The sequence below is a fragment of the Defluviitalea raffinosedens genome (genome assembly GCF_016908775.1).
Taxonomy (GTDB): Bacteria; Bacillota; Clostridia; order Lachnospirales; family Defluviitaleaceae; genus Defluviitalea; species Defluviitalea raffinosedens.
The window spans coordinates 177,380-199,795 of sequence record NZ_JAFBEP010000003.1 but is presented as its reverse complement, the minus strand read 5'-3'; the positions used below and the strand labels follow the sequence as shown (position 1 = coordinate 199,795).

Genomic DNA, 22,416 nt, shown 5'->3' with positions numbered 1-22,416 from the left:
TCAAACTTTTTTAATTTCGCTAGTGCGGCATAAATATTTTTTTAATAAAAAATTCTATTGAATCTTTAAAACTTTGTGTTAGAATATTATCTTGGTGCTCGCTAATAATATAACTGTATAATTTATACAGAGCATATAGATATTCTTTTACTTTGAGAGGTGTTAATATGTCTACGCATTTTTTATTAGACATTGCAATTATTTTAACCTTTACAAAAATATTTGGATTAATTACTAAGCGTTTCAGCATGCCCCAAGTACTGGGGGCGCTTCTTGCAGGCCTGATCCTTGGACCGGCGGGGATTAATCTCTTGCATGAAACAGATTTTCTTTCTTCTGTTGCAGAACTTGGAGTTATTGTTTTAATGTTTGCTGCAGGCTTAGAAACGGATTTAAAAGAATTAAAAAAGAGTGGGAAAGCTTCCTTAATTATTGCTATTATTGGTGTATTGGTTCCGTTATTATGCGGAACTTTAATTGCGTTAATTTTTAATAAGAATATTCTTCAGGATATATTCATCGGAGTGATTTTAACGGCAACCTCTGTGAGCATCACCGTTGAAACCCTTCAGGAAATGGGGAAACTCAAAACAGAGTCTGGAACGGCTATCTTAGGTGCGGCTGTTATTGATGATATTTTGGGCATTATTGCTTTAACTTTAGTGACAAGTACAGCCAGTCCCAATTCTCCCAGTATCCTGATTGTACTTTTGAAAATCTTAGGGTTCTTTGTTGTATGTATTGTGGCAGGAATGCTGTTTTATTACTTTTTCCAGTGGCTTAGTAAGCACGAAGGTAAAAAAAGAAGAATTCCTATCTTTAGTCTTGCTTTTTGCTTAATATTGTCTTATGTGGCAGAAGAATTTGGTGTAGCAGATATTACAGGGGCGTATATCGCAGGCTTAATTTTGTGTAATACCCTTCATGCCCATTATATAGGAAGAAGAGTAGAAATTATTTCATATATGCTTTTATCTCCTATCTTTTTTGCAAGCATAGGAATAAAAACTTCCATAATGGGAATGAATGGAACCATCATTTTGTTTACAGTATTAATTGTTGTTGTTGCTATTCTAAGTAAAGTTGTTGGTTGCGGTTTAGGTGCAAAATTATGTGGATATTCTTCAAAAGACTCTTATAGAATTGGTGTAGGTATGATTTCCAGAGGTGAAGTTGCACTGATTGTTGCCAACAAAGGAGCAGCAATTGGATTAATGCAGGAGGCATTCTTTGCTCCCATCATTATTATGGTTATTGTAACAACTCTTATTACTCCTATATGGTTAAAATTTGCATACAAAGAATAAAACATAAAAGTATTGGGCGGCCTTTGGCCGCCTGTTTTTGTTTCACAAGTGCTGCGTAGCCGTATTTTATTGTAGCACCGCTCCTTTTATTTACATAATATGGATTATGAGCTGATGGAAGGGAGAATCCATATGCTAAAGGTGGGAGATATAGTTGTCAGAAAATCTTATGGGGGAGATATGTACTTTCGTATAACCGAGATTACTCCTTATGGAATGGTAAAATTAGTTGGCTTAAGCTATAGAGTTTTGGCAGATGCTCCCTGGCAGGATCTGCAAAAGGTTTACTATGGTGCCCCCAATCCATATCATGAAATGGCTTTACTTCAGGCAGAAAAAAATGTAAGAGCTATTTTAAAAAAAAGATTGTCAGAAGAAAGTCGAAAAGTTGCAAGGGGCGAATCTATCTTAAAAAAGCCGGGAAAGGTGCTTCATGTCGATGGAGACCCAGAGTATTTAAGAATTTGCTTGAAATACTACGAGGAGCTCAAAATTGATGTGGTTGGAAAAACTTTAGAGGAACGGGAGCACCCTGTTCAAATTTTATCTCTTTTGCAGGAACATAGACCGGATATATTAGTCATTACAGGGCATGATTCGATTTCAAAGGGAGCGGAAAACTATAAAGACATCAATAATTATAGAAACTCTAAATTTTTTGTTGAAGCAGTAAAAAAAGCAAGAGACTATGAACCAAATATGGATCAACTGGTTATATTTGCAGGTGCCTGCCAATCCAATTATGAAGCTTTAATCGAAGCAGGAGCAAATTTTGCCAGTTCTCCGGAAAGAGTCATGATCCATGCCCTGGATCCGGTGTTTATTTGTGAAAAAATAGCTTATACATCCATGGCTACTATTCTATCCATTAATGAAATCATAGAAAACACTATTACAGGAATTAAGGGGATAGGGGGCTTTCAGACAAGAGGAAAGTACAGAGAAGGAGCCCCAAGTTTTTTGTAGTTTTTTGAAAGTTTTTGAATTTGAATTTTTGGTAAATCTATTGACATGGTATCAAGAATTTTGATATAATCAAAAATTTATTGACATTACGACTGATTTGTGATATACTAAATTAAGTGACATAGGATGAGGTGATGTAAGTGATAGTTCCGCAAGATCTTTCCCAAATTCGGAAAGACATTGAAGGGTTTGTAGGTACTAAGGTTAAACTTAAGACAAACAAAGGAAGGAAAAAAACTGTCATCAATGAAGGTATACTAGAAGATGCTTACTCTAATGTTTTCGTCGTTAAAGTTAAAAATACATTTGAAAATACTTTTAGAAGAGTTTCTTACAGCTACACCGATATTCTCACTCAAACAGTCGAACTTTCTTTTTATAATGAAGGAGATCAAGAACAAAGTCAGCTCATGTGATTTTGTTCTTTTTTTATTTTTCTAGTCATAAATGTCTTAGGATCACTCATACATTTTATATAGACAAAGGTCCTAAGGAGGGAAATTTATGTCATTAGAACTAATAAAAGAAACCATAGAATTTGATCAGCCTGTCCGCAAAGAAACTACCCAGGTTATTGTAGAAGAGGATCTTATTGTTCCCGACGTTAAACCGGATATGGCAAAAGTTTTAAAAATTGATGGGAAAATTGAACTGGAACAAGTGGACATTTCTGCAGACAGACTTAATTATAAAGGACAAATTAAAGTGTATGTGCTCTATGCTGCAGACGGTTCGGATAGGTTGGTACATAGTATGGTGGGAACATTGACCCTGGATGATTTTATCAATATGGACGGAATCAAAAAAGATATGTTCTATACTATGGAGTATGATTTAGAGCATTTAGACTACACATGGATTAACAGCAGAAAGTTAAATGTTAAAGCCATCGTTTCGATCGGGGCAAAAGTATCGGAAAAAAGAAAGAGTGATATCATCGTCAATGCCAAAAGTCCTCTGCCCATTCAGCTTCAGATGCAGCCTTTTACCTTTTATCGAACAGCCGCAACCAATCAGGACAAAATGATTATAAAAGATGAACTTATGGTACCTGCAGGTAAGCCCAATATACAGGAAGTTCTAAAAACCGATATAAGAATTTGCAACAAAGAATCTAAGGTGGGAGAAGGAGTTGTTTCTGTAAAGGGAAATCTTAATATCAGGACACTTTATGCAGGGGCTATGGGAGAAAATGAAATGGATTATATGGAACATCAAATCCCCTTTAACGGAACCATAGAATGCCCTGGAGCAGAAGAAGGCATGTATTGCAATACAGATATCAAGATCTTAAATCAATACATTCAAATTCGTCCGGATTTAGACGGAGAAGAAAGAGTTTTGGAAGTAGAAGTGGTTCTACTTGTGAATGTAAAAATTATTTCTGTGGAAGAAATACAGATTATAGATGATGCTTATTGCCCGGGTAAAGATATTAAACTTAAGAAGGAAAGAATTCCTTATCAAAAACTCTTAAACAAAAAGCGTGACAGCCTTGTGTTGAAAGAAGTCTTAAACCTGGACACCAGTGCGCCAAATGTTGCCTATGTTTATAATATACAGGCAAAACCTCATGTAGAAGAAGTACGCCTTCTGGATGATAAAATGATGGTAGAAGGCAGTACTGATATTCAATTAACCTATATTACAGACGATAAGGAAAATCCTATCTATGTTTACGATGGGCTTATACCTTTTAGACAAAGTGTAGATCTAAAGGGCGTTTCCCTGGATAAAAAAGCCGATGTGAGAGTTGATGTGGATGATATTTTATGCAATACCAGTTCAGGAAGAGATGTGGAAGTAAAATTAACCCTTCAACTGGATGTTGAAGTTATGGATGAACAGGAAATAGAGATCATCATGGATATGACAGAACAAGACATAGATCCGGAAGTTCTTATGAATATGCCCAGTTTAATCATTTATATCGTGCAGAATGGAGACACTTTATGGAAGATTGCAAAAAAATATAATGCTACCATTGAAGAACTGACAACGATTAACGACATTGAAAATCCTGAAAAGTTATATCCAGGACAAAAACTTTTGATTATTAAAAAAGTATTGAATGTATAGGGCTTGCACTGCAAGCCTTTTTTATTGTATAGGAAATTCCGCCATATTTCCTAAATGGGATCAATACTGAAATGTACAGGGTTTCCATGGTTGTTTGCTCCCTCCTATTTGGTACAATGTATATACTATATGGATATTTGTTGACTTATATTTGGTACAATGTATATAATATAAAGTATACATACTTTGGACTGAAAACAGGGTGAATTTTATTATGCATGAGATTGAGTTGAAGGCGCGGGCAAAAATTAATTTAACTCTTGATGTTATAGGTAAAAGGCCTGACGGATATCATGAAGTAGAGATGATTATGCAGACCGTTAACCTATACGATTATATTACAATTAGAAAGATGAGAGCGTCGGGAATCAAGCTAAAAACGGATTTAAAATGGCTTCCGGAGGATGAAAGAAATCTGGCTTACAAAGCAGCAAAATTAATGGTGGAAACTTACAACATAGATCAAGGTATTTTAATTGAACTGAAAAAAAGAATACCCGTTGCCGCAGGTCTTGCAGGAGGGAGTTCTGATGCAGCTGCGGTTTTTGTAGGATTGAATACACTGTTTGATCTGAATCTTCAAAAAACTGACTTGATGGATTTAGGAGTGAAATTAGGAGCAGATATTCCTTATTGCATTTTAACAGGAACTGCTCTGGCTCAGGGGATAGGAGAGCGACTGACAAAGCTTCCGCCAATGCCTTTTTGTCATGTGGTGATTGCAAAGCCTCCGATCAGCGTGTCTACTGCCCATGTCTACAAAAGCCTTAATTTAGAAGAAATATCTTTTCACCCTAATACAGAAGAGGTAATCGAAGGAATTAAAAAGAGAGATTTAAGAAAAATTGCAAAGAATCTGGGAAATGTATTAGAAAGTGTTACAATAGAGGAACACCCTATTATTGAGGAGATTAAAAACACTTTGGTAGAATATGGTGCTCTAGGATCACTTATGAGCGGCAGTGGCCCTTCAGTCTTCGGACTTTTTGAAAACAGTAAAGATGCCCAGGCTGCGGCCAAAGAACTCAGGTTACACAGTAAAGCTAAGGATATTTTCGTTACCACTATATTTAATAGGGAGAGAGTATGATGGACAAAGACACATTAAACGTAAACGTAAATTTAAACGATTATCTTCCCCTGAGGGATGTTGTATTTAATGCTCTTAGAAAAGCAATTTTGTCCGGAGATTTAAAGCCGGGAGAAAGACTGATGGAAAAGCAGCTGGCAGAAAAGATGGGGGTTAGCAGGACGCCTGTCAGAGAAGCCATCAGAAAACTGGAGTTAGAAGGTTTTGTAGTAATGGTGCCCAGAAAAGGCGCACAGGTTGCCGAAATTACTGAAAAGGACATTCAAGATGTTCTGGAAGTGCGAGGTGCCTTGGAAGAATTGGCTGTAAAACTGGCCTGTAAAAACATGGATGATAAAGATTTAAGCAATTTAAAGCGGGTTATGAGAGAATTTTCCGAGGCAGCAAAACGGGAAGACATAGAAATGATGATTGAAAAAGACGTAGAATTTCATGATATTATTTTTAGATCCACTAAAAATGAAAAGCTTATTCAAATAGTCAATAACTTAAGAGAGCAAATTCATAGATATAGGGTAGCGTATTTAAAGAGTTTTGATAACTTTAAAGTGATTAATGAAGAACATGAGCAAATTGTATTTGCCATTGAAAATAGGGATGCTACACTTGGTGAATCGGTGGCAGCAAGGCATATCAAGAATCAGGAGGACGCAGTTATTCAATATATACGAAAAGGAACATCAAAATAAAGCCTTCAGGTATTACCTGAAGGCTTTATTTTTTTGACTTTATGAGTGTATAAAAAAAAGAAAACTACAGAAAATGAATACAAAACGAGGAGTTGAGAAGAATAAATGGATAGGGTACTTAAAAAATTATTAAGTATTTATTCCATATGGCCAATGATTCTCACAGTTGGTATTGGAATATATACCCTTTTTGTAGATTGTAAAACCCTAAAGTATCAAAAAAATCTAAAAGAGGCCAGATGGGCAAAATGGATTGGATTAATTTATATGATCGGAGGAGTAGCTTTTTTTCTATTTATTAAGCTATTAACCTGATTTGGAGGCATAAGATGAAGATATTAAGAAGATGGGTAGGAAATAAACTGAGTAAAGAACGATGGGAAGATAAATTCCATGATGCAGATAATAAAGTGACACTCCCTCTTTCCAAAGACTTAGAAGAAAATATTAAGAATTTAGAGTTACTCTTTAAAGATTGCGGAGACTTTGTCAGCAGAAAGTTTCCTGTAGGTATTCATAAAGAAGTCAATATGTATGTTGCTTATATTGATTTGATGATTGATCGCCGCATTATCGAAGAGTCTTTATTAGAACAGCTTATGCTTCAGGTAAGAGGTGTTCCGCCCCATATGGATAAAATCAGATCATCTATTTATGACTTTATCCGGGACGGGGGCATTGCCACTGCGGATATTAAAGAAGTAGATACTTTGGATGAAGCAGCTTTGGCCATTTTATCGGGAGATACGATTTTATTCATTGACGGTTATGCGAAAGTTATAGTGGTTGCTACAAAGGGATGGCCAAATCGAGGGATCCAGGAACCGGATTCGGAAGTTGTGGTAAGAGGTCCAAAAGAAGGTTTTAGCGAAGCACTTAGGATGAATACTGTTTTAATCAGAAGAAGAATAAGAGACACCAAACTTAAGGTCAAGCAGCTTCAGATAGGCACAAGAAGCAGAACGGATATTGCTCTTATGTATATAGAAGATATTGTGAGAAAAGATATCTTAGAAGATCTAGAAAGACGCCTGACGGATTTTAAGATTGATGGAATTCTGGACAGTGGGCAGCTGGAACAACTTATAGAAGATGATTGGAGAAGCCCTTTTCCCCAGATTCAGGCAACCCAGAGGCCGGATAAAGCAGCTTCTGCCATCCTTGAAGGAAGAATTGCTATCATTGTAGATAATACACCTTTTGTTTTACTCGTCCCAACGACTTTAAACAATTTTTTTCAATCTTCGGAGGACTATTATCAGCGCTGGAGCATTATGAGTTTTACAAGAATGATCCGTTATATGGCAGCTTTTTTTGCAGCGGGGGTCCCCGGCTTGTATCTGGCATTGACAGATTATCATCCTTCAATGATTCCAACTCAGCTTACAATGGCGATCGCTGCTTCAAGAGAACAGGTGCCATTTCCTTCAGTTGTAGAGGTAGTTTTAATGGAATTGGCTTTTGAGCTTCTCCGGGAAGCAGGCACGAGGCTTCCGGGGCCTATAGGCAGCACCATTGGAATTGTAGGAGGACTGATCATAGGACAAGCTGCTGTTGAAGCAAAAATTGTAAGTCCTATTGTTGTTATTGTAGTAGCTGTTACGGCGATCTCCAGTTTTGCGATTCCTGATAATGCTCTGACGGTAGGATTTCGTCTTGTAAAATATTTGATCATTGGTCTTTCGTCTATATTTGGATTGTATGGATTTTTGCTGGGAGTTTTAATTGTCCTTATTCATCTGGTTTCTCTTAAGAGCTTTAATATGCCCTATATGTCTCCCTTTGTTGCTTCTGGCATCAATGATTATGAGGATTTAAAAGATTCCGTTTTTAGACTTCCAGTATTTATGATGAACAAAAGACCTATTTTTTCGAGAGCTGATAAAAGAGTGCGATTAAGAACGAACAAGAAAAAGAATGAGTAGGAGGACACTATGTTTTCAAAAAATGATAAGGTATCCGTTCGTCAGGTAGAAATTCTACTCATTTTAGATTTATTTAGTGTTTCTATACTCTCTTTTCCCAGAATGGCGGTAGAAATTGCTAACCAGGATGCATGGATTGCTGTCATAGGAGCAACGCTGTTAGCTTTTATATACGGGTATACGATCACCAGTATTGTTAAGCGTTTTCCAGAAGATACGTTTGTAGAATTTTCTTCCAAAGTGCTATCGAAATCAGTAGGAATCTTTCTCAGTCTTCTTTTTTCAATCAAGCTCAGTATTACCATGGCTATGGAATTGAGAATTTTTGGAGAACTGGTCAAACAGGTTTTACTTCCGAGGACGCCTATTGAAATCATCATGGCGTCCATGCTTCTTACATGTGCTTATCTGGTACGTAAGGGATATGAATGTAATGCAAGACTTGGCGAAATTCTTGTTTTTATCATATTTATACCTTTAATTGCTATTTTGCTGTTTGTACTTCCAGACACTGACTTTTCTAATTTAAAACCCATTTTTACGACACCTTTTCCGAGACTTTTAAAAGGCAGTTATTTTTTATCATTTATCTATACGCCAATAGAGCTAATTTTACTGGTGGGCCCCCTTGTCAATGATCTTAAGAAAGCAAGACGGGTTAGTTTTATTGCTATCACCTTTACGGGAATAATAAATGTCATTTTAACTATTATTACAGTCAGTGTACTGGGATCTGTTGGCACAAAACAACAGATATGGCCGGTTATGACCTTAATGCAGATCATAGAAATTCCGGGAGCTTTTGTTGAAAGACAAGATGCACTGATGACGATTTTTTGGATTTTGATCGTATTTTCTTTTATTAGTACATTGATGTACTTCATTAGTTTTATACTGACAAGAATTTTAAAAGCAGAAGAACATAAATTTTTGGTACTTCCTTTGGTTCCAATCATATACTTAATTTCTCTTATTCCTGACAATATTGTGGAGGCCTTTAATTGGATTGAATTTCTCCGTAAGTATATTAGAATACTGTTTTTGCTGCCCATTCCTCTTCTTTTATTAATTGTGGCCAAGATAAGAAAGCTGGGTGAGTCCATTGAAGAAAAATAAAATTTTATTGCTTTGTATGATTTTAAATTTAGCCCTGCTTACAGGATGTTGGGATAATATGAGTATTGACAGAAGAGCGTTTGTACTGGGGTTAGGAATAGATAAATTTATTTTTGATGAAGCGAAAGACGATCCAAGCTTAAATAACGACAAAACAAAATATAGGGTTGCCTTTTCTTTTCCCAATATTGCTAAATTTGCAGGAGAACAAGGTTTAAGTGATGAGCCGAAGTTTGTCATGATTAGCAGTGGACCAACTTTTTCTAATACTTATAAGGGCCTTGGAGGGCGTCTTAATAAATCTCCTTATTTCGGGCACATTAAGTCCATTATATTTGGGAAAGAACTTCTAAAAGATAAAGTATTATTTAAAGAGGTTTTGGATACTCTTCAAAGAAATTCTGATTTTAGCAGAAGTATTCCTATTGTAGCGATTGATGGGCTTGCTACAGAAGCTATTCAAATTATTCCAGAAGGTAATCCTTTGGTTAGTATTTATATTAATCAGTTATTTGAAAGTAATAAAAATGAAACCATGCGGTTTCAAGAGAAGGATTTGGGAGAACTTTTGCAAAACTTCCAGGAAGATAAGATGGCAATGATTCCAAAGCTTTCTATAGGAGAAAAAGATATTAAAATTGCCGGTGCAGCTATTATTAAAGATTATGAGTTAAAGGGTTGGCTGGATGAACAACAAACCAGAGGGGCCCTCTGGCTACGAAAGAAAAATCAGAGATTAGAAATCAGTGCCCCCTATGAAGACTTTCATGTGGCTTATCATGTATCCAATGCAAAATCAGAAATGAAATTTATGAATAAAGATAATGAGCTTTCCTGCCATATTACCATCCAGGCAGAAGGAAATCTCGATGAATTCATATTGGATAGAAACATATTAAATGTGGAAGAAATAAAAAAAGTGGAAGAAGCCATTGAGAAGTCTATTAAAGAAGAAGTAGAGAATTCCCTTAAAACCCTCCAGGAAAAATATCAGGCAGATGTTGTAGGTATCGGCAAAGAATTAGAAAGACAAAAACCGAAGGAATGGGAAAAAGTGAAGGATCATTGGGAAGAAGTATTTGAAACTTTGCCTATTTCAATAGATGTTCAGATCAATATTCGCCGTATAGGACAATCAAAATAGATTCTTCTGTATAGAAAGAATATAAATGGAAATAATAAAAATAAATTGAAAAGGGGGAATAAAAATGAAAATATTAAATTGGTTTAAGAAAGAAAAAAATTTTCTAATCGCATCACTTATTTTAGGTTCATTGATTACAGGAATTATTCTTCATTATACAAAAGCATATTCTGAAACAATCCAAACAGGTATAGCCGAATATGTTATTCGCTTTCATGTGATTGCCAACAGTGATTCAGAAGAAGATCAGGAGTTAAAGAAAGAAGTAAGGGATGCTATTTTAAAAGAAATGAGCCCTATTCTTTCAGATTCTTCTTCGATCGAAGGATCAAGAAAGCTTCTTATAGAAAATATGGACAAGATGAAAGCGATTGCCGAAGAAGTTGTTAAAAAATGGGGCAAGTCCTATCCGGTCAAAGTTGCTCTGGGACCGGCAGTGTTTCCTACTAAGCAATATGGTGATATTGTTCTTCCAACAGGAGAATATGAGGCACTTAAGGTAACCATTGGGAAAGGAGAGGGGAAAAATTGGTGGTGTGTTATGTTTCCGCCCCTCTGTTTTGTGGATGTTACCCATGGGGTAGTGCCAGAAGAAACGAAAGAAGAATTAAAAAGTGTGCTTGGTGATGAAGAGTATAGATTAGTTACCAGGGCAAGTTATGAAGAAGACATTCCTATTAAAATTAAACTGAAAATTGTAGAATGGTGGCAAGAAAGAAAAGAAGACAAAAAACACCAATTTGTAAAAAAAGAATTATGAATTTTTCATAATTCTTTTTTTTTCTATTGCAAGCAATAATAGTTTTGATTAATATTATATTGTTTTGTTTGTTTTATATTACATAGGAAATTCTTCCAGATTCCTGTGCAATATAAAAGCCCTTCGGGCAGGATGTGCACTCGCGCATATTGTATTTTGTCGGCTTTACCGGCCTAATAACATTATAGCAAAGAATTGGAGGCAGGCAGTTGAGAAGAATAGATCATACAAAGACCCCATTATTCACCGCTTTAAAAGAACATATGAATAAAGATGTCATACCCTTTCATGTGCCGGGTCACAAATATGGAAGAGGCAATCCGGAACTTTTGGAATTCTTCGGTGAGAATACAATGAAAGCAGACGTAAACGGGATGGAAGACCTTGATAATGCCTGCAATCCTATTTCAGTCATAAAAGAAGCCGAAGAATATGTGGCAGATGCTTTTGGAGCGGAAGAGGCCTTTTTTCTTGTCAATGGAACAACTTCCGGAATACAGGCAATGATCATGAGTGCTGTAAGGCCGGGAGAACAAATTATTATCCCGAGAAATGCTCACAAATCTACCATAGGGGGTATCATTTTAGCCGGTGCAATTCCGATTTATGTTCCCTCAGAAATTAATGAAGAACTGGGAATTGCCATGGGTGTATCGGCAGCAGTAATCAAAAAGGCACTGGAAGTCCATGATTTTGCAAAAGCGGTTTTTGTTGTCAATCCTACTTATTACGGGGCAGTATCGGATTTAAAAACCATTGTTCGAAGTGCTCACAGAAACGGTACGGCCGTGTTAGTGGATGAAGCCCATGGAGCCCATATGCATTTCCATGATGAATTTCCTCTGACAGCCATGGAAGTGGGAGCAGATATGAGTGCATGCAGTACGCATAAAACCGGAGGAAGTTTAACTCAAAGCTCTGTATTGCTTCTCAGGGGAAATATGATTGAAAAAGAAGTTGTAAAACAGGTATTAAACCTAAACTTTACTACCAGCGCGTCTTATCTTTTGATGGCATCTATTGATACCTCGAGAAAACTTATGGCAACCAAAGGGGAAGAAATGCTTACAGAGACTCTGGAGCTCTGCAGGTATGCCAGAAAAAGATTAAATGAAATAGAAGGGGTTTATGCCTTCGGAAGAGAACTGGTAGGAACTCCGGGATGTTTTGATTTCGATGAAACAAAGCTTGGTATTCATGTGAGAAGGCTTGGCATTACTGGGTTTGAGATGGAGAAGATTTTAAGAAAGGAATACAATATTCAGGTTGAAATGTCAGATATTTATAATATCATGGCCATTATCACTTTGGGGGACAGAAAAGAAGATATTGACAAATTGGTTGATGCAGTGGCTGATATTGCAAAAAAACGAGGCGTTCATGAGGTGAAGAATATCGTTTATATGCCGGATATGCCGGAGCTTATTGTGTCTCCCAGGGATGCTTTCTACAGTCCTAAAAGAGCTGTCCCCTTAGAAGAATGCGCAGGACACATCTGTGCAGAAATGATCATGGCATATCCACCGGGAATTCCTATTATTTGTCCGGGAGAGAGACTTACAAAAGACATTATTGATTATGTAAAACTTCTTAAAGAAGAAGAGTGTCAAATGCAGGGAACGGCAGACCCCTATGTGAATTACATAAGAGTCCTTGGAAGAAGTGTAGGAGAGTAAAGCAGGTACAGAGTTGTACCTGCTTTTTTTATTGTATAGGAAAATCCTCTGGATTTCCTATACAATAAAAAGCCTTCCGGGCAGGATGCGCACTCTCGTATATTGTATTTTGTCGGCTTTGCCGACCGCGCTCGGCGCTAGAGTTTCGCGAGCGAAACTCTTTCTTGTTACATAGGAAATCCTTGAGAGAGGGAGAAACTCTTTCTATGTTTAAGGGATAAAAAATTGATTTTAACAAATAATACTATCAGTACTCTTATAAGGGCTAGAGGAGGTTATGCATGAATACCAGAAGAGTGATTCTGATCGTATTGCTTTTTACCATGATGATTAGTACGGGTACTGCATTTTTTACAGAACATATCACACCCGATGCGGTAGAAGCTGCTACATATACCTGGGGCTCTGAAGGATCCACTGTCAGGGAGATCCAGACTAAGTTAAAGCAATGGGGATATTATAACGGAGCCGTGGATGGCAAATACGGCTATCAAACCTGGCTGGCAGTAAGAAAGTTTCAAGAGAAAAACGGAATCAAAGTAGACGGTATCGCTGGGCCTGCAACTTTAAGGAAAATAGGGATCAGTACAGGCACCACTACGACTTCAGGCAGTGTGTATTCATGGGGGGCCAGAGGAGAAACTGTTCGGGAAATTCAAAGACGGCTTAAAAACTGGGGCTATTATGACGGCAACATTGATGGAGTATATGGCTATGGAACCTGGTCGGCGGTCAAAAAATTTCAGCAAAAAAACGGCCTGAAAGCAGATGGGGTGGCAGGCAATGCTACATTACAGGCTTTAGGAATTGCAACGGGAAGTACTCAAAGTTCTGACAGCAGAAACGTCTATCTCTTAGCGGCTGCTATTTATGGAGAATCAAGGGGAGAACCTTATACAGGACAAGTAGCTGTAGGAGCAGTGATTTTAAATCGGGTGAGACATAGCTCCTTCCCCAATACGATTGCCGGAGTGATTTACCAGCCGGGAGCCTTTGATGCTGTAAAAGACGGACAAATCAATCTTACTCCGGATGAAACAGCTTATAAAGCGGCAAGAGACGCTCTAAACGGCTGGGATCCTACGGGAGGCTGCATTTATTACTGGAATCCTGCAACGGCCACAAGTAAATGGATTTGGTCAAGACCTATTATTACTCAAATAGGAAAACATGTATTTGCTAAATAATCTATAGGAGGTAGGCTAATGGACTTAAAAAAGATTTTGCTTCTTATCCTTAGTTTTGCCATGATTGTCAATGTGCTATATGCCGGATGGATTTACAGGGTAACGCCAAAGAGCATAGAAACGGCTTCCTATACCTGGGGTTCAGAAGGAGATACCGTACGGCAAATACAGCAAAAATTAAAGCAGTGGGGCTATCTGAAAGGAAATGTAGATGGTAAATATGGCTATCAAACCTGGGAAGCAGTGAAGTCTTTTCAGGCCAAAAACGGACTAAAAGCTGATGGAATAGCAGGAGAGCAAACCTTAGAAAAGCTTGGCATTCAAGTGAAGAAAAGCAATCAAAATCAAGGAGGAGGTACTTCCGCTACGAATAAAGACATAAGACTTCTGGCTGCAGCCATTCATGGAGAAGGAAGAGGAGAACCTTATGTAGGGCAGGTGGCCATTGGTGCAGTAATTTTAAACCGGGTAAGACATAGCTCCTTTCCTAACTCCATAGCTGGAGTGATTTATCAGCCGGGAGCCTTTGATGCCGTATCCGACGGTCAGATTAATTTGGAACCGGATGAATCTTCTCTTAAAGCTGCCCGGGATGCTCTAAATGGCTGGGATCCCACAGGAGGCGCGACTTACTATTGGAATCCTGCAACCGCCAAAAGCAAATGGATTTGGTCCATACCCATTACCAAGAGAATCGGAAAACATGTCTTTGGCAAAAAATAGAGCGAAAAAGAGGTGAGTGCATTGGAAGAAAAAAATAATAAATTGTATGATTGGAAAAAACGTCTGTCCAGTGTTCATATGTACAGTATTACAATGGTTGCTTTAGCCCTTGCTTTAGGCTTTGGGATCTATCAGTACAAACAGAAGCTAAATTACAGGCAGTACCTGCAAAACCGTTTTCAGCAGGCCTTTTATGAGGCGACAACATATGTAGACAATGTAGACAATCTGCTGGCAAAAATAAAGCTTACAAAGGAACCCCAGCAAAGTGCTCCAATCTTTGCCCAAATCTGGAAGGAAGCTGCTGCAGCCCAGGAAAACCTGGGCGAGCTTCCTTATCAGCATGCCAGTGTTTCCAGTGCTCTAAAATTTTTATCACAGCTAAGTGATTTTTCCTTTTCCATGACCAGTAAGGCTATAGATGGGCTCCAGCTGGATGAGGAGGACTGGGAAAAGGTATCAAGGCTTCAAATGTATGCCCAAACTCTGGCGAAAGAACTAAATGATATCAAAAAGGACATTAACGATGGCAAAAGAATCGATTGGGAAGAAGTAGAAAAAGGCGGAGAAGAAAAACTAGGAAAAGAAGGCGCCACAAAAATCACAGGTTCCTTATCGGAAGTGAGCAAACAGTTTCAAGACATGCCGCAGTTAATTTATGACGGACCTTTTTCGGACCATATCGAAAGAATGGAACCCAGAATGATCAGGGACAAGAAAAAGATAACAAAAGAAGAAGGGAAAAAAGTCGTAGAGAAATTTATAGGAAAAGACAAAATCGCTTCTGTTAAACTCACAGGTGAAACGGATACAAAAGCAGAACATACGATTCCTGTTTACAGTTATGAAGTAGTTTTAAAAGACCAGGAAGACCCCACCATAGCCATAGACGTTACCCAACAAGGGGGCATGGTCCTTTGGATGCTTAACTACACTGATAAAGAAAAGACCGGGAAAGAACTTACTTTAGATGAAGCAAGAAAAAAAGCAGAAAAGTTTTTAGAAGAGAGAAACTACCCCAATATGAAGGCCAGTTATTATGAAAAGGTAGATAGTACAGTCGTCATCAATTTTGCCCCAGTGGAAGATCATGTGATCATGTATCCTGATTTAATCAAAGTTAAAGTATCTATGGATGATGGAGAAATCATCGGCTTTGAATCCTTAGGATACATTATGATGCACCATGACAGAAAACTTCCTGAAATTAAACTTACCGAAGAAGAAGCAAGGGAGAAAATCAAACAGGATTTTAAAATTAAAAAGGTCAATTTAGCCGTTATTCCTCTGGAATCTAAACGAGAAGTATTATGCTATGAATTTAAAGGAGAATATGAAAACAATCCATTTATCGTTTATATCAATGTGGAAAGCGGAAAACAAGAAAAAATCCTGCAAATCATTCAAAATAAAGATTCAGTTCTGACACAGTAAGGAGTGCCCTATAGCACTCCTTTTCATTGTATAGGAAATTCGAAAGAATTTCCTATACAATAAAAATCCTTCCGGAAAGCTGCACATTCGTATATGTTGTAATTTGCCGGTTTTGCTGGCTGCACTCGGCGCGAGAGTTTAGAAGGGGAAAGGCTTTCTTGTTATGGATTAAAATTTTCCAGTGAATAATATTACTTGAATTCATTAGTACAAAACATTAAAATGGTATGGGATAATATATTATATATTTTTATATAATTTATACATATTCATTTATTCTCATAAATTATAAGTCATACAATATATTATATTTATAATTTGAAAAGAGGGATTGTCGTGAACAATAAGAAAACAGTTGTTGTGCTATTTGGAGGACAATCATCGGAACATGATGTGTCCTTGGTATCTGCAAAAAATGTCATCAGCAATATTGATCCAAATAAATATTTCGTATTGACAGTTGGAATTACAAAAGAAGGTAAATGGATGCTCTATAATGGACCCTTAAATCATATTGAAACTGGAGAATGGGAAAAATTATCAACTCCTGCATTTATCAGTCCTGATGCGACCAAAAAAAGTCTTATAAAACTTGTAGGAGATAAATATAAGGCGATTCCAATAGATGTGGTTTTTCCTGTGCTGCATGGCTTATATGGAGAAGATGGAACAGTTCAGGGATTGCTGGAGATGGCAAAGATTCCTTATGTGGGTTGTGGTGTATTAGCTTCCAGCGTTTCTATGGATAAGGTATTTACGAAGATCATAGTGGAAAAGCAAAATATTGATCAGGCTTCTTATGTGGTGATCTATAAAGACGAATTGGATGAAATGGACAAAGCGGTATCAAAAGTAGAAGCTGCCTTAAGTTATCCCTGCTTTATTAAACCATCTAATGCCGGATCTTCCGTCGGAATCACTAAAGCCCATAACAGGGAAGAACTTATAGAAGGGTTAAAAACAGCAGCTGAACACGACAGGAAAATACTTATAGAAGAAACCATTGTTGGAAGAGAAGTGGAATGTGCAGTATTAGGCAATAAGGATGTTAAAGCGTCTTTAGTTGGAGAAATCATTCCGGCAGCAGAATTTTACGACTTTGATGCAAAATATAATAATAGTGAATCCAAAACCATCTTAAACGCAGATCTTCCCAAAGAAATTATAGAAGAAGTCAGAGAAAAGGCTATTCGCATTTTTAAAGCTGTTGACGGTTCCGGACTCGCACGGGTGGATTTCTTTGTAGAAAAAGACACTAACAGAGTAGTCTTTAATGAAATCAATACTATGCCAGGTTTTACCTCCATCAGTATGTATCCTATGCTTTGGGAAAATATGGGGATTTCAAAGCAAGAACTGGTTCATAAGCTGATAGAATTAGCATTGAAAAAATCAGAAAACTAATGGAGAAGAGGAAGAAATATGGATCAACGCCCTATAGGAGTATTTGATTCAGGAGTCGGAGGACTGACTGTTGTCCGTGAAATCATGGATCAGCTCCCCAACGAAGAAATCATCTATTTTGGAGATACAGCAAGGGTTCCTTATGGAAGCAAGTCTAAAGAAACTGTAACCAAGTACTCCAAGCAAATCATCAGATTTTTACTCACTAAAAATATTAAAGCAATTATCATAGCCTGTAATACAGCTAGTTCCAACAGCTTAGAAGAAGTTCAGGAAACCTTTGATATTCCGATTATAGGTGTAGTTGAGCCAGGAGCGGTGATGGCTTCCCGTACGACCAAAAATAATCGCATTGGCATCATTGGAACAGAAGCAACAATACGCTCTAAGAGTTATGAAAATGCCATAAAAATGCATAATAAGGATATTCAGACCTTTTCCCTGTCTTGTCCTTTATTTGTGCCTTTAGCAGAAGAAGGCTGGATCAATAATGAAGTGACTTACCTGGTGGCCAAAAAATATTTAGAGTGTTTCCAGGAAAAGCAAATTGACACCTTGGTTCTTGGATGTACCCATTATCCTCTTCTTAAAGATGTCATTCAGGAAGTGACGGGTTTACATGTTTGCTTAATCAACCCGGCTTTGGAAGTTGCAAAAAATCTAAAAGACCTTTTAATTTCAAAAGACGGATTAAGGGATTCTTTGCAAAGTCCCAGGCATGCTTTTTATGTGAGTGACAACACAACCAAATTTGAGCAAATAGCGGCAATGGCCCTAAAAACATCAATTCCCCATGCACAAAAGATTGACATTGAGAGATACTAAGGAAGAACCTATGGGTTTTTGAGTTATCCTTGTCAATATATCTTTTTGTCGATATAATTATACTAAGATTGAACGAGGAGTGGACCTATGGGAAATACAACAACAGAAAAGAAAGTACTGATCTCTATATTAGGAGTTCAAAGATACGAAGATTATGATGATTCTATTGAAGTAGTCGCACCAGGACGCTACTATATAAAGAATGATAAAACATACATTACTTATAAAGAAAGACATGAAGGCGAAGACGAAGATACTACTACTACCATTAAGATAGACGGACAAAAAGTATCCATTATGCGTTTTGGGAGCATTAATTCTAATATGACATTTGAACTGAATAAAAAGCATACGACCTATTATGATACAAAGCAAGGGGCTTTAATTGTTTCAGTTTTTGCCAAAAAAATGAATATTAATTTGCATGATGGAGAAGGAGAACTGGAAGTAGTTTACGGATTGGAAATGGATCATGTATCCATGGGCATCAATTCGTTTCATATTAAAATTCATCCCATAGAACAAGGGGGGGCTAGTATTCCCCTCCAGCCTTATAACATGGATGAACACCAGATAAGCCCTCAATAAACCATAATATTAGGTGAAGTGTGTTCACCAAAAAAACAGGAGATGAAATGATGATGAAAATAAGAAAAGCCATTATTCCAGCTGCGGGTTTAGGAACAAGATTTCTTCCTGCAACCAAAGCACAGCCCAAAGAAATGCTTCCAATAGTGGACAAACCTACCATTCAGTATATTGTAGAAGAAGCTGTAGAATCAGGTATTGAGGATATTATTATAGTAACAGGAAGAAGCAAGAGATCTATAGAAGACCATTTTGACAAATCTATAGAATTGGAATTGGAATTGGAGAAAAAAGGCAAAAGCGAACTCTTAGAGCTGGCAAGACAAGCTTCAGATCTGGCCAATATCCACTATATTCGTCAAAAAGAGCCTAAGGGATTAGGCCATGCAATACTCACCGCAAAGAATTTTATCGGAGACGAGCCTTTTGCAGTTTTACTTGGGGACGATATTATCGTTTCAGAAAAGCCTTGTCTTAAACAAATGATCGAAGTATTTAACGAGTATAAGACATCCATTTTAGGCGTACAGCAAGTTCCTTTTGAAGATGTGGATAAATATGGCATTGTAGATGCAAAACATATTGAAGGCAGAGTATATAAAGTAACCGATATGGTAGAGAAACCCAAGAAAGAAAAAGCACCTTCCAATATTGCCATTCTTGGAAGATATATTATTACCCCCAGAATCTTTGAATATCTTGAAAACCAGGAAGCGGGAGCAGGAGGAGAAATTCAATTGACCGACGCCTTAAAGAGACTTTCTCAGGAAGAGGCAATGTATGCCTATGATTTTATTGGAAAAAGATACGATGTAGGCAATAAAATGGGCTTTTTGCAGGCAACGGTTGAATTTGCCCTTAATCGTGATGATTTAAAAGATGAGTTTTTGGCATATTTAAATTCAATATTAAACCAAAACAACCAAAATTAACCCCTATTCCAGGGGTTTTTTTTCTAAAGATGGTTATATAATTTGACGATAAAGACAATATAGTATTTTTGCGTTTGAAGGGGGAATATAGTTGAAAAATTTACATAAAAAGAAAACTAAAAAGATGGCATGGGGTCTTATTTTTGCCATGCTTGTTGGCATTGTTCCCCAAGGAACTTTGCTGGCCGCGGACACGAATCCAGCAGCCACTGGCAGTTCAGCTCAAAGTCAAACCGTGTCAGAGAATGTATACAGCTTAAAAAACAATGCGGCAAAAGTGACAGATCTATATCTAAAGGGAGAAAAAGAAGGATGGACTTTTACAATCCACGGTGTTAATACTAAAGACATAAAAGAAATTCATTTAATACGAACTTTTGATCTAAAAACGATTACCATCCCTCAAAGTGATATCGTTGCGAAAGATAAGGAACTTCAAGTTAGTATAAAAGGCAAAAATGCAACAGATTTTTCTTTAGAAAGTTTTACTGGAATTTATGAAATAGAAATTCAATATATCGACGGAACAAAACTAACCATTGGAAAAGACAGAGAATATCAGCCCAGAACAATTACTGTAACAGGGCAGAATTTTAAAAAAGACATCAAACAGGTGATTCTTAGCAATATCAAGAATGGAGCCTGGGAAATTACTTTACCTAAAGAAAAAGTTCAATACATAAATGAAACAACCTTAAGTTTAAACCTAGATGCCAATAATGCCAAATATTTTTCAGGAGGCATTAACAGTACTGATTTACAAATGACTATAGAATATGAAACCAATATGATCTTCAGTGATGACTTGAAAAATTGGACGATGACTATTTTTGGCAACAATTTCAACCAAGGAGTTGAAAAGGTTATTTTAAGGCCCATATCAGGTCAAGCCTTATCTTTACCCGTTGAAGAACAAGATATTGTCATTCAAAAGAAAGATTTATCGGTAGCAAGCAATACCAAACTGAACGTTTATTTTGAAAAAGATACCTTAGACAAACTTAAGACATATAATCGCTCGGGAGGATACAACGTTATGGTTGTTTATTCCGGCGGATCAGGTCTTAAGAATTATATTGCAGATGTTGATTTTAAAGTATTATACAATTACGGAATACAACTTAAAGAAACCCTTGTCATTACCGGAGGCCTTAAGTTTGATCAAAAGGATTATATAGAAGACTCTTTAAGGTTTACCTTATTATCCAAATCAACTCCTAAGGTATTGGAAGTCTATCCTAAATCCGTTGGAGAATATCCTTGGTTTAATGAAAACGACTTATCCCATAGTATTTTAAAAGACAGGAGTTTTTTAAGAATAACTTTTGAAGATATTGATGGAAAACTTGAGTTCAATTCGCCTTTAGGTGTTAGTTATTTGCTTTCCAGCAGTGTATATGCTACAGGAAGCAATACAGATTATTTGGATAAAGAATTTCTTGAAATGTGTAAGGAAAATACGGATTATATTAACCAGTATTTGTTTAAGAAGGACAGAGCCAGTCACAGAGCGTATCTCTATATTCCTGTGAAGCCTTTGTCACCTCAGGCAACCTATACAGTGACTATAGCAGAAAAAGTATTAAGAAATGATGCCTCAGAAAATGGTGTCATCGATGAGAACAAAAGATACAGCCCGAGTATCTCCTGGGAATTTACGACCATGGCAGTTCCTGCGGTAACAGATACGGGCGTAAAGGACCAAACTGTGATTGAGGATTATGATTCTGATACAACCATTAGAATTTATGGAGATTATTTTTACAAATCTTCCATACGAGTTTTTTTCAATGACAGAGAAGCGAGTGATGTTACAGTCAAACAGGATCATGATGGCAGGACTTATCTGGAAGTTCTCCTTCCCAGAAATAGAAAGTTAAAGCCTGGACTATATAATATCATCATCCAAAACGACGATGATCATACAGTAACAACCTACGGAACTCTGAGTGTGCTTTCTGAGGGAGAGCATATTCCTACAGAGGAATACAGGGTAAAAAATGAAAGTGCTAAAGGCGATGTATTATCTGATATTCAGGTAAGCCGGGATACCCTGTATTTAAGAAGCAGTTACAGGGACAATGTCAGAGTAGAGTTGGACCTCGATAAGTTAATGGGAGAAGAAGTATGGACGAGAAGGATTAATTACAGAGGAGATACAAAAGACTCCATTGCAGAACTTATTACAAAATCAAAATACACAGATGTAACGATTTATAATCTGACTCTGGATCAAAGAGGGAACTCAAAGGATATCGACCTTTATATAGGCAGATTGGAGCCGGTTGCTATGGAAGCGGCGAAAAGTAAGCTTAAGGGAATGATCCCCAGATCAGACTTTATAGAGATAAAAGGCGAAAACTGTGTGTGGGATGAAATATTACTGTCTATTCCATACAAAAACAGCAGTGGGGATCGTTTAGCCATATATAGATACGATATTACAAGAAGAACCTGGACGAAAGAAAACAGCTATGTGGATAAAATCAATCAAAAGGTCAATGCCATGACAAATAAGGCAGGAATCTTTGTAATTATAGAACAATAAAAAGCAGGGAAGTTACTTCCCTA

20 protein-coding genes are annotated in these 22,416 nt (G+C 37.1%); all 20 read left to right on the top strand.

From position 1 onward, the window contains the following. Nucleotides 1-167: 167 nt before the first annotated feature. The 20 genes from JOD07_RS04125 (at nucleotide 168) to JOD07_RS04030 (ending at nucleotide 22,393) form a co-directional block, all read left to right on the top strand. Nucleotides 168-1,307, top strand: coding sequence for a cation:proton antiporter (locus JOD07_RS04125; protein WP_158739327.1), 1,140 nt, complete (start codon nucleotides 168-170; stop codon nucleotides 1,305-1,307). 132 nt (nucleotides 1,308-1,439) lie between these two features. Beyond that, nucleotides 1,440-2,273, top strand: coding sequence for a sporulation peptidase YabG (gene yabG / locus JOD07_RS04120; RefSeq protein ID WP_158739328.1), 834 nt, complete (start codon nucleotides 1,440-1,442; stop codon nucleotides 2,271-2,273). A gap of 140 nt (nucleotides 2,274-2,413) precedes the next feature. Continuing rightward, a complete protein-coding gene (locus JOD07_RS04115) occupies nucleotides 2,414-2,689 on the top strand; it encodes a Veg family protein (protein WP_158739329.1) in 276 nt (91 codons plus the stop codon). A gap of 88 nt (nucleotides 2,690-2,777) precedes the next feature. After that, entirely contained in the window at nucleotides 2,778-4,352 is a 1,575-nt protein-coding gene (locus JOD07_RS04110) for a DUF3794 and LysM peptidoglycan-binding domain-containing protein (protein WP_204612427.1), read from the top strand. A 214-nt stretch (nucleotides 4,353-4,566) separates the two neighbouring features. Next, nucleotides 4,567-5,442 (top strand): 4-(cytidine 5'-diphospho)-2-C-methyl-D-erythritol kinase, encoded by an 876-nt coding sequence (gene ispE, locus JOD07_RS04105; RefSeq protein ID WP_204612425.1) that lies wholly within the window; start codon nucleotides 4,567-4,569, stop codon nucleotides 5,440-5,442. Continuing rightward, nucleotides 5,442-6,131, top strand: coding sequence for a GntR family transcriptional regulator (locus tag JOD07_RS04100; protein WP_158739332.1), 690 nt, complete (start codon nucleotides 5,442-5,444; stop codon nucleotides 6,129-6,131). Before ispE ends, JOD07_RS04100 begins: the two co-directional genes overlap by 1 nt. Nucleotides 6,132-6,236: 105 nt before the next feature. After that, the gene (locus JOD07_RS04095) at nucleotides 6,237-6,446 is read left to right on the top strand and encodes a CLC_0170 family protein (protein WP_204612423.1); all 210 of its coding nucleotides are present in this window, start codon (nucleotides 6,237-6,239) and stop codon (nucleotides 6,444-6,446) included. Between the two features lie 14 nt (nucleotides 6,447-6,460). After that, nucleotides 6,461-8,056, top strand: coding sequence for a spore germination protein (locus JOD07_RS04090; RefSeq protein ID WP_204612421.1), 1,596 nt, complete (start codon nucleotides 6,461-6,463; stop codon nucleotides 8,054-8,056). A 9-nt stretch (nucleotides 8,057-8,065) separates the two neighbouring features. After that, entirely contained in the window at nucleotides 8,066-9,172 is a 1,107-nt protein-coding gene (locus JOD07_RS04085; protein ID WP_204612419.1) for a GerAB/ArcD/ProY family transporter, read from the top strand. Then, complete coding sequence (locus JOD07_RS04080) at nucleotides 9,150-10,316, top strand: Ger(x)C family spore germination protein (RefSeq protein WP_330636129.1); 1,167 nt, start codon at nucleotides 9,150-9,152, stop codon at nucleotides 10,314-10,316. The genes JOD07_RS04085 and JOD07_RS04080 overlap by 23 nt, the downstream gene beginning before the upstream one ends. A gap of 64 nt (nucleotides 10,317-10,380) precedes the next feature. Further along, entirely contained in the window at nucleotides 10,381-11,076 is a 696-nt protein-coding gene (gene spoIIR, locus JOD07_RS04075; RefSeq protein WP_158739337.1) for a stage II sporulation protein R, read from the top strand. Between the two features lie 209 nt (nucleotides 11,077-11,285). Next, nucleotides 11,286-12,752, top strand: a complete 1,467-nt coding sequence (locus JOD07_RS04070; protein WP_158739338.1) for an aminotransferase class I/II-fold pyridoxal phosphate-dependent enzyme — start codon at nucleotides 11,286-11,288, stop codon at nucleotides 12,750-12,752. Nucleotides 12,753-13,033: 281 nt separating this feature from the next. Then, the gene (sleB, locus tag JOD07_RS15785) at nucleotides 13,034-13,939 is read left to right on the top strand and encodes a spore cortex-lytic enzyme (protein ID WP_330576518.1); all 906 of its coding nucleotides are present in this window, start codon (nucleotides 13,034-13,036) and stop codon (nucleotides 13,937-13,939) included. A gap of 18 nt (nucleotides 13,940-13,957) precedes the next feature. Next, nucleotides 13,958-14,662 (top strand): spore cortex-lytic enzyme, encoded by a 705-nt coding sequence (sleB, locus tag JOD07_RS04060; protein ID WP_158739339.1) that lies wholly within the window; start codon nucleotides 13,958-13,960, stop codon nucleotides 14,660-14,662. A gap of 21 nt (nucleotides 14,663-14,683) precedes the next feature. Continuing rightward, nucleotides 14,684-16,096, top strand: a complete 1,413-nt coding sequence (ypeB, locus tag JOD07_RS04055; protein ID WP_204612415.1) for a germination protein YpeB — start codon at nucleotides 14,684-14,686, stop codon at nucleotides 16,094-16,096. Between the two features lie 336 nt (nucleotides 16,097-16,432). After that, nucleotides 16,433-17,500 carry a D-alanine--D-alanine ligase family protein gene (locus tag JOD07_RS04050; RefSeq protein WP_158739341.1) on the top strand — a complete coding sequence of 356 codons (1,068 nt, stop codon included), beginning with the start codon at nucleotides 16,433-16,435 and terminating at the stop codon, nucleotides 17,498-17,500. A gap of 18 nt (nucleotides 17,501-17,518) precedes the next feature. Beyond that, nucleotides 17,519-18,325 (top strand): glutamate racemase, encoded by an 807-nt coding sequence (gene murI / locus JOD07_RS04045; protein WP_158739342.1) that lies wholly within the window; start codon nucleotides 17,519-17,521, stop codon nucleotides 18,323-18,325. An 87-nt stretch (nucleotides 18,326-18,412) separates the two neighbouring features. Then, nucleotides 18,413-18,913, top strand: a complete 501-nt coding sequence (locus JOD07_RS04040) for a YwiB family protein (protein WP_158739343.1) — start codon at nucleotides 18,413-18,415, stop codon at nucleotides 18,911-18,913. 50 nt (nucleotides 18,914-18,963) lie between these two features. Next, nucleotides 18,964-19,845, top strand: coding sequence for a UTP--glucose-1-phosphate uridylyltransferase GalU (galU, locus tag JOD07_RS04035; protein WP_243144524.1), 882 nt, complete (start codon nucleotides 18,964-18,966; stop codon nucleotides 19,843-19,845). 91 nt (nucleotides 19,846-19,936) lie between these two features. Further along, nucleotides 19,937-22,393: a hypothetical protein gene (locus tag JOD07_RS04030; RefSeq protein ID WP_204612410.1), complete on the top strand. Its 2,457-nt coding sequence runs from the start codon at nucleotides 19,937-19,939 to the stop codon at nucleotides 22,391-22,393. Nucleotides 22,394-22,416 lie beyond the last annotated feature (23 nt).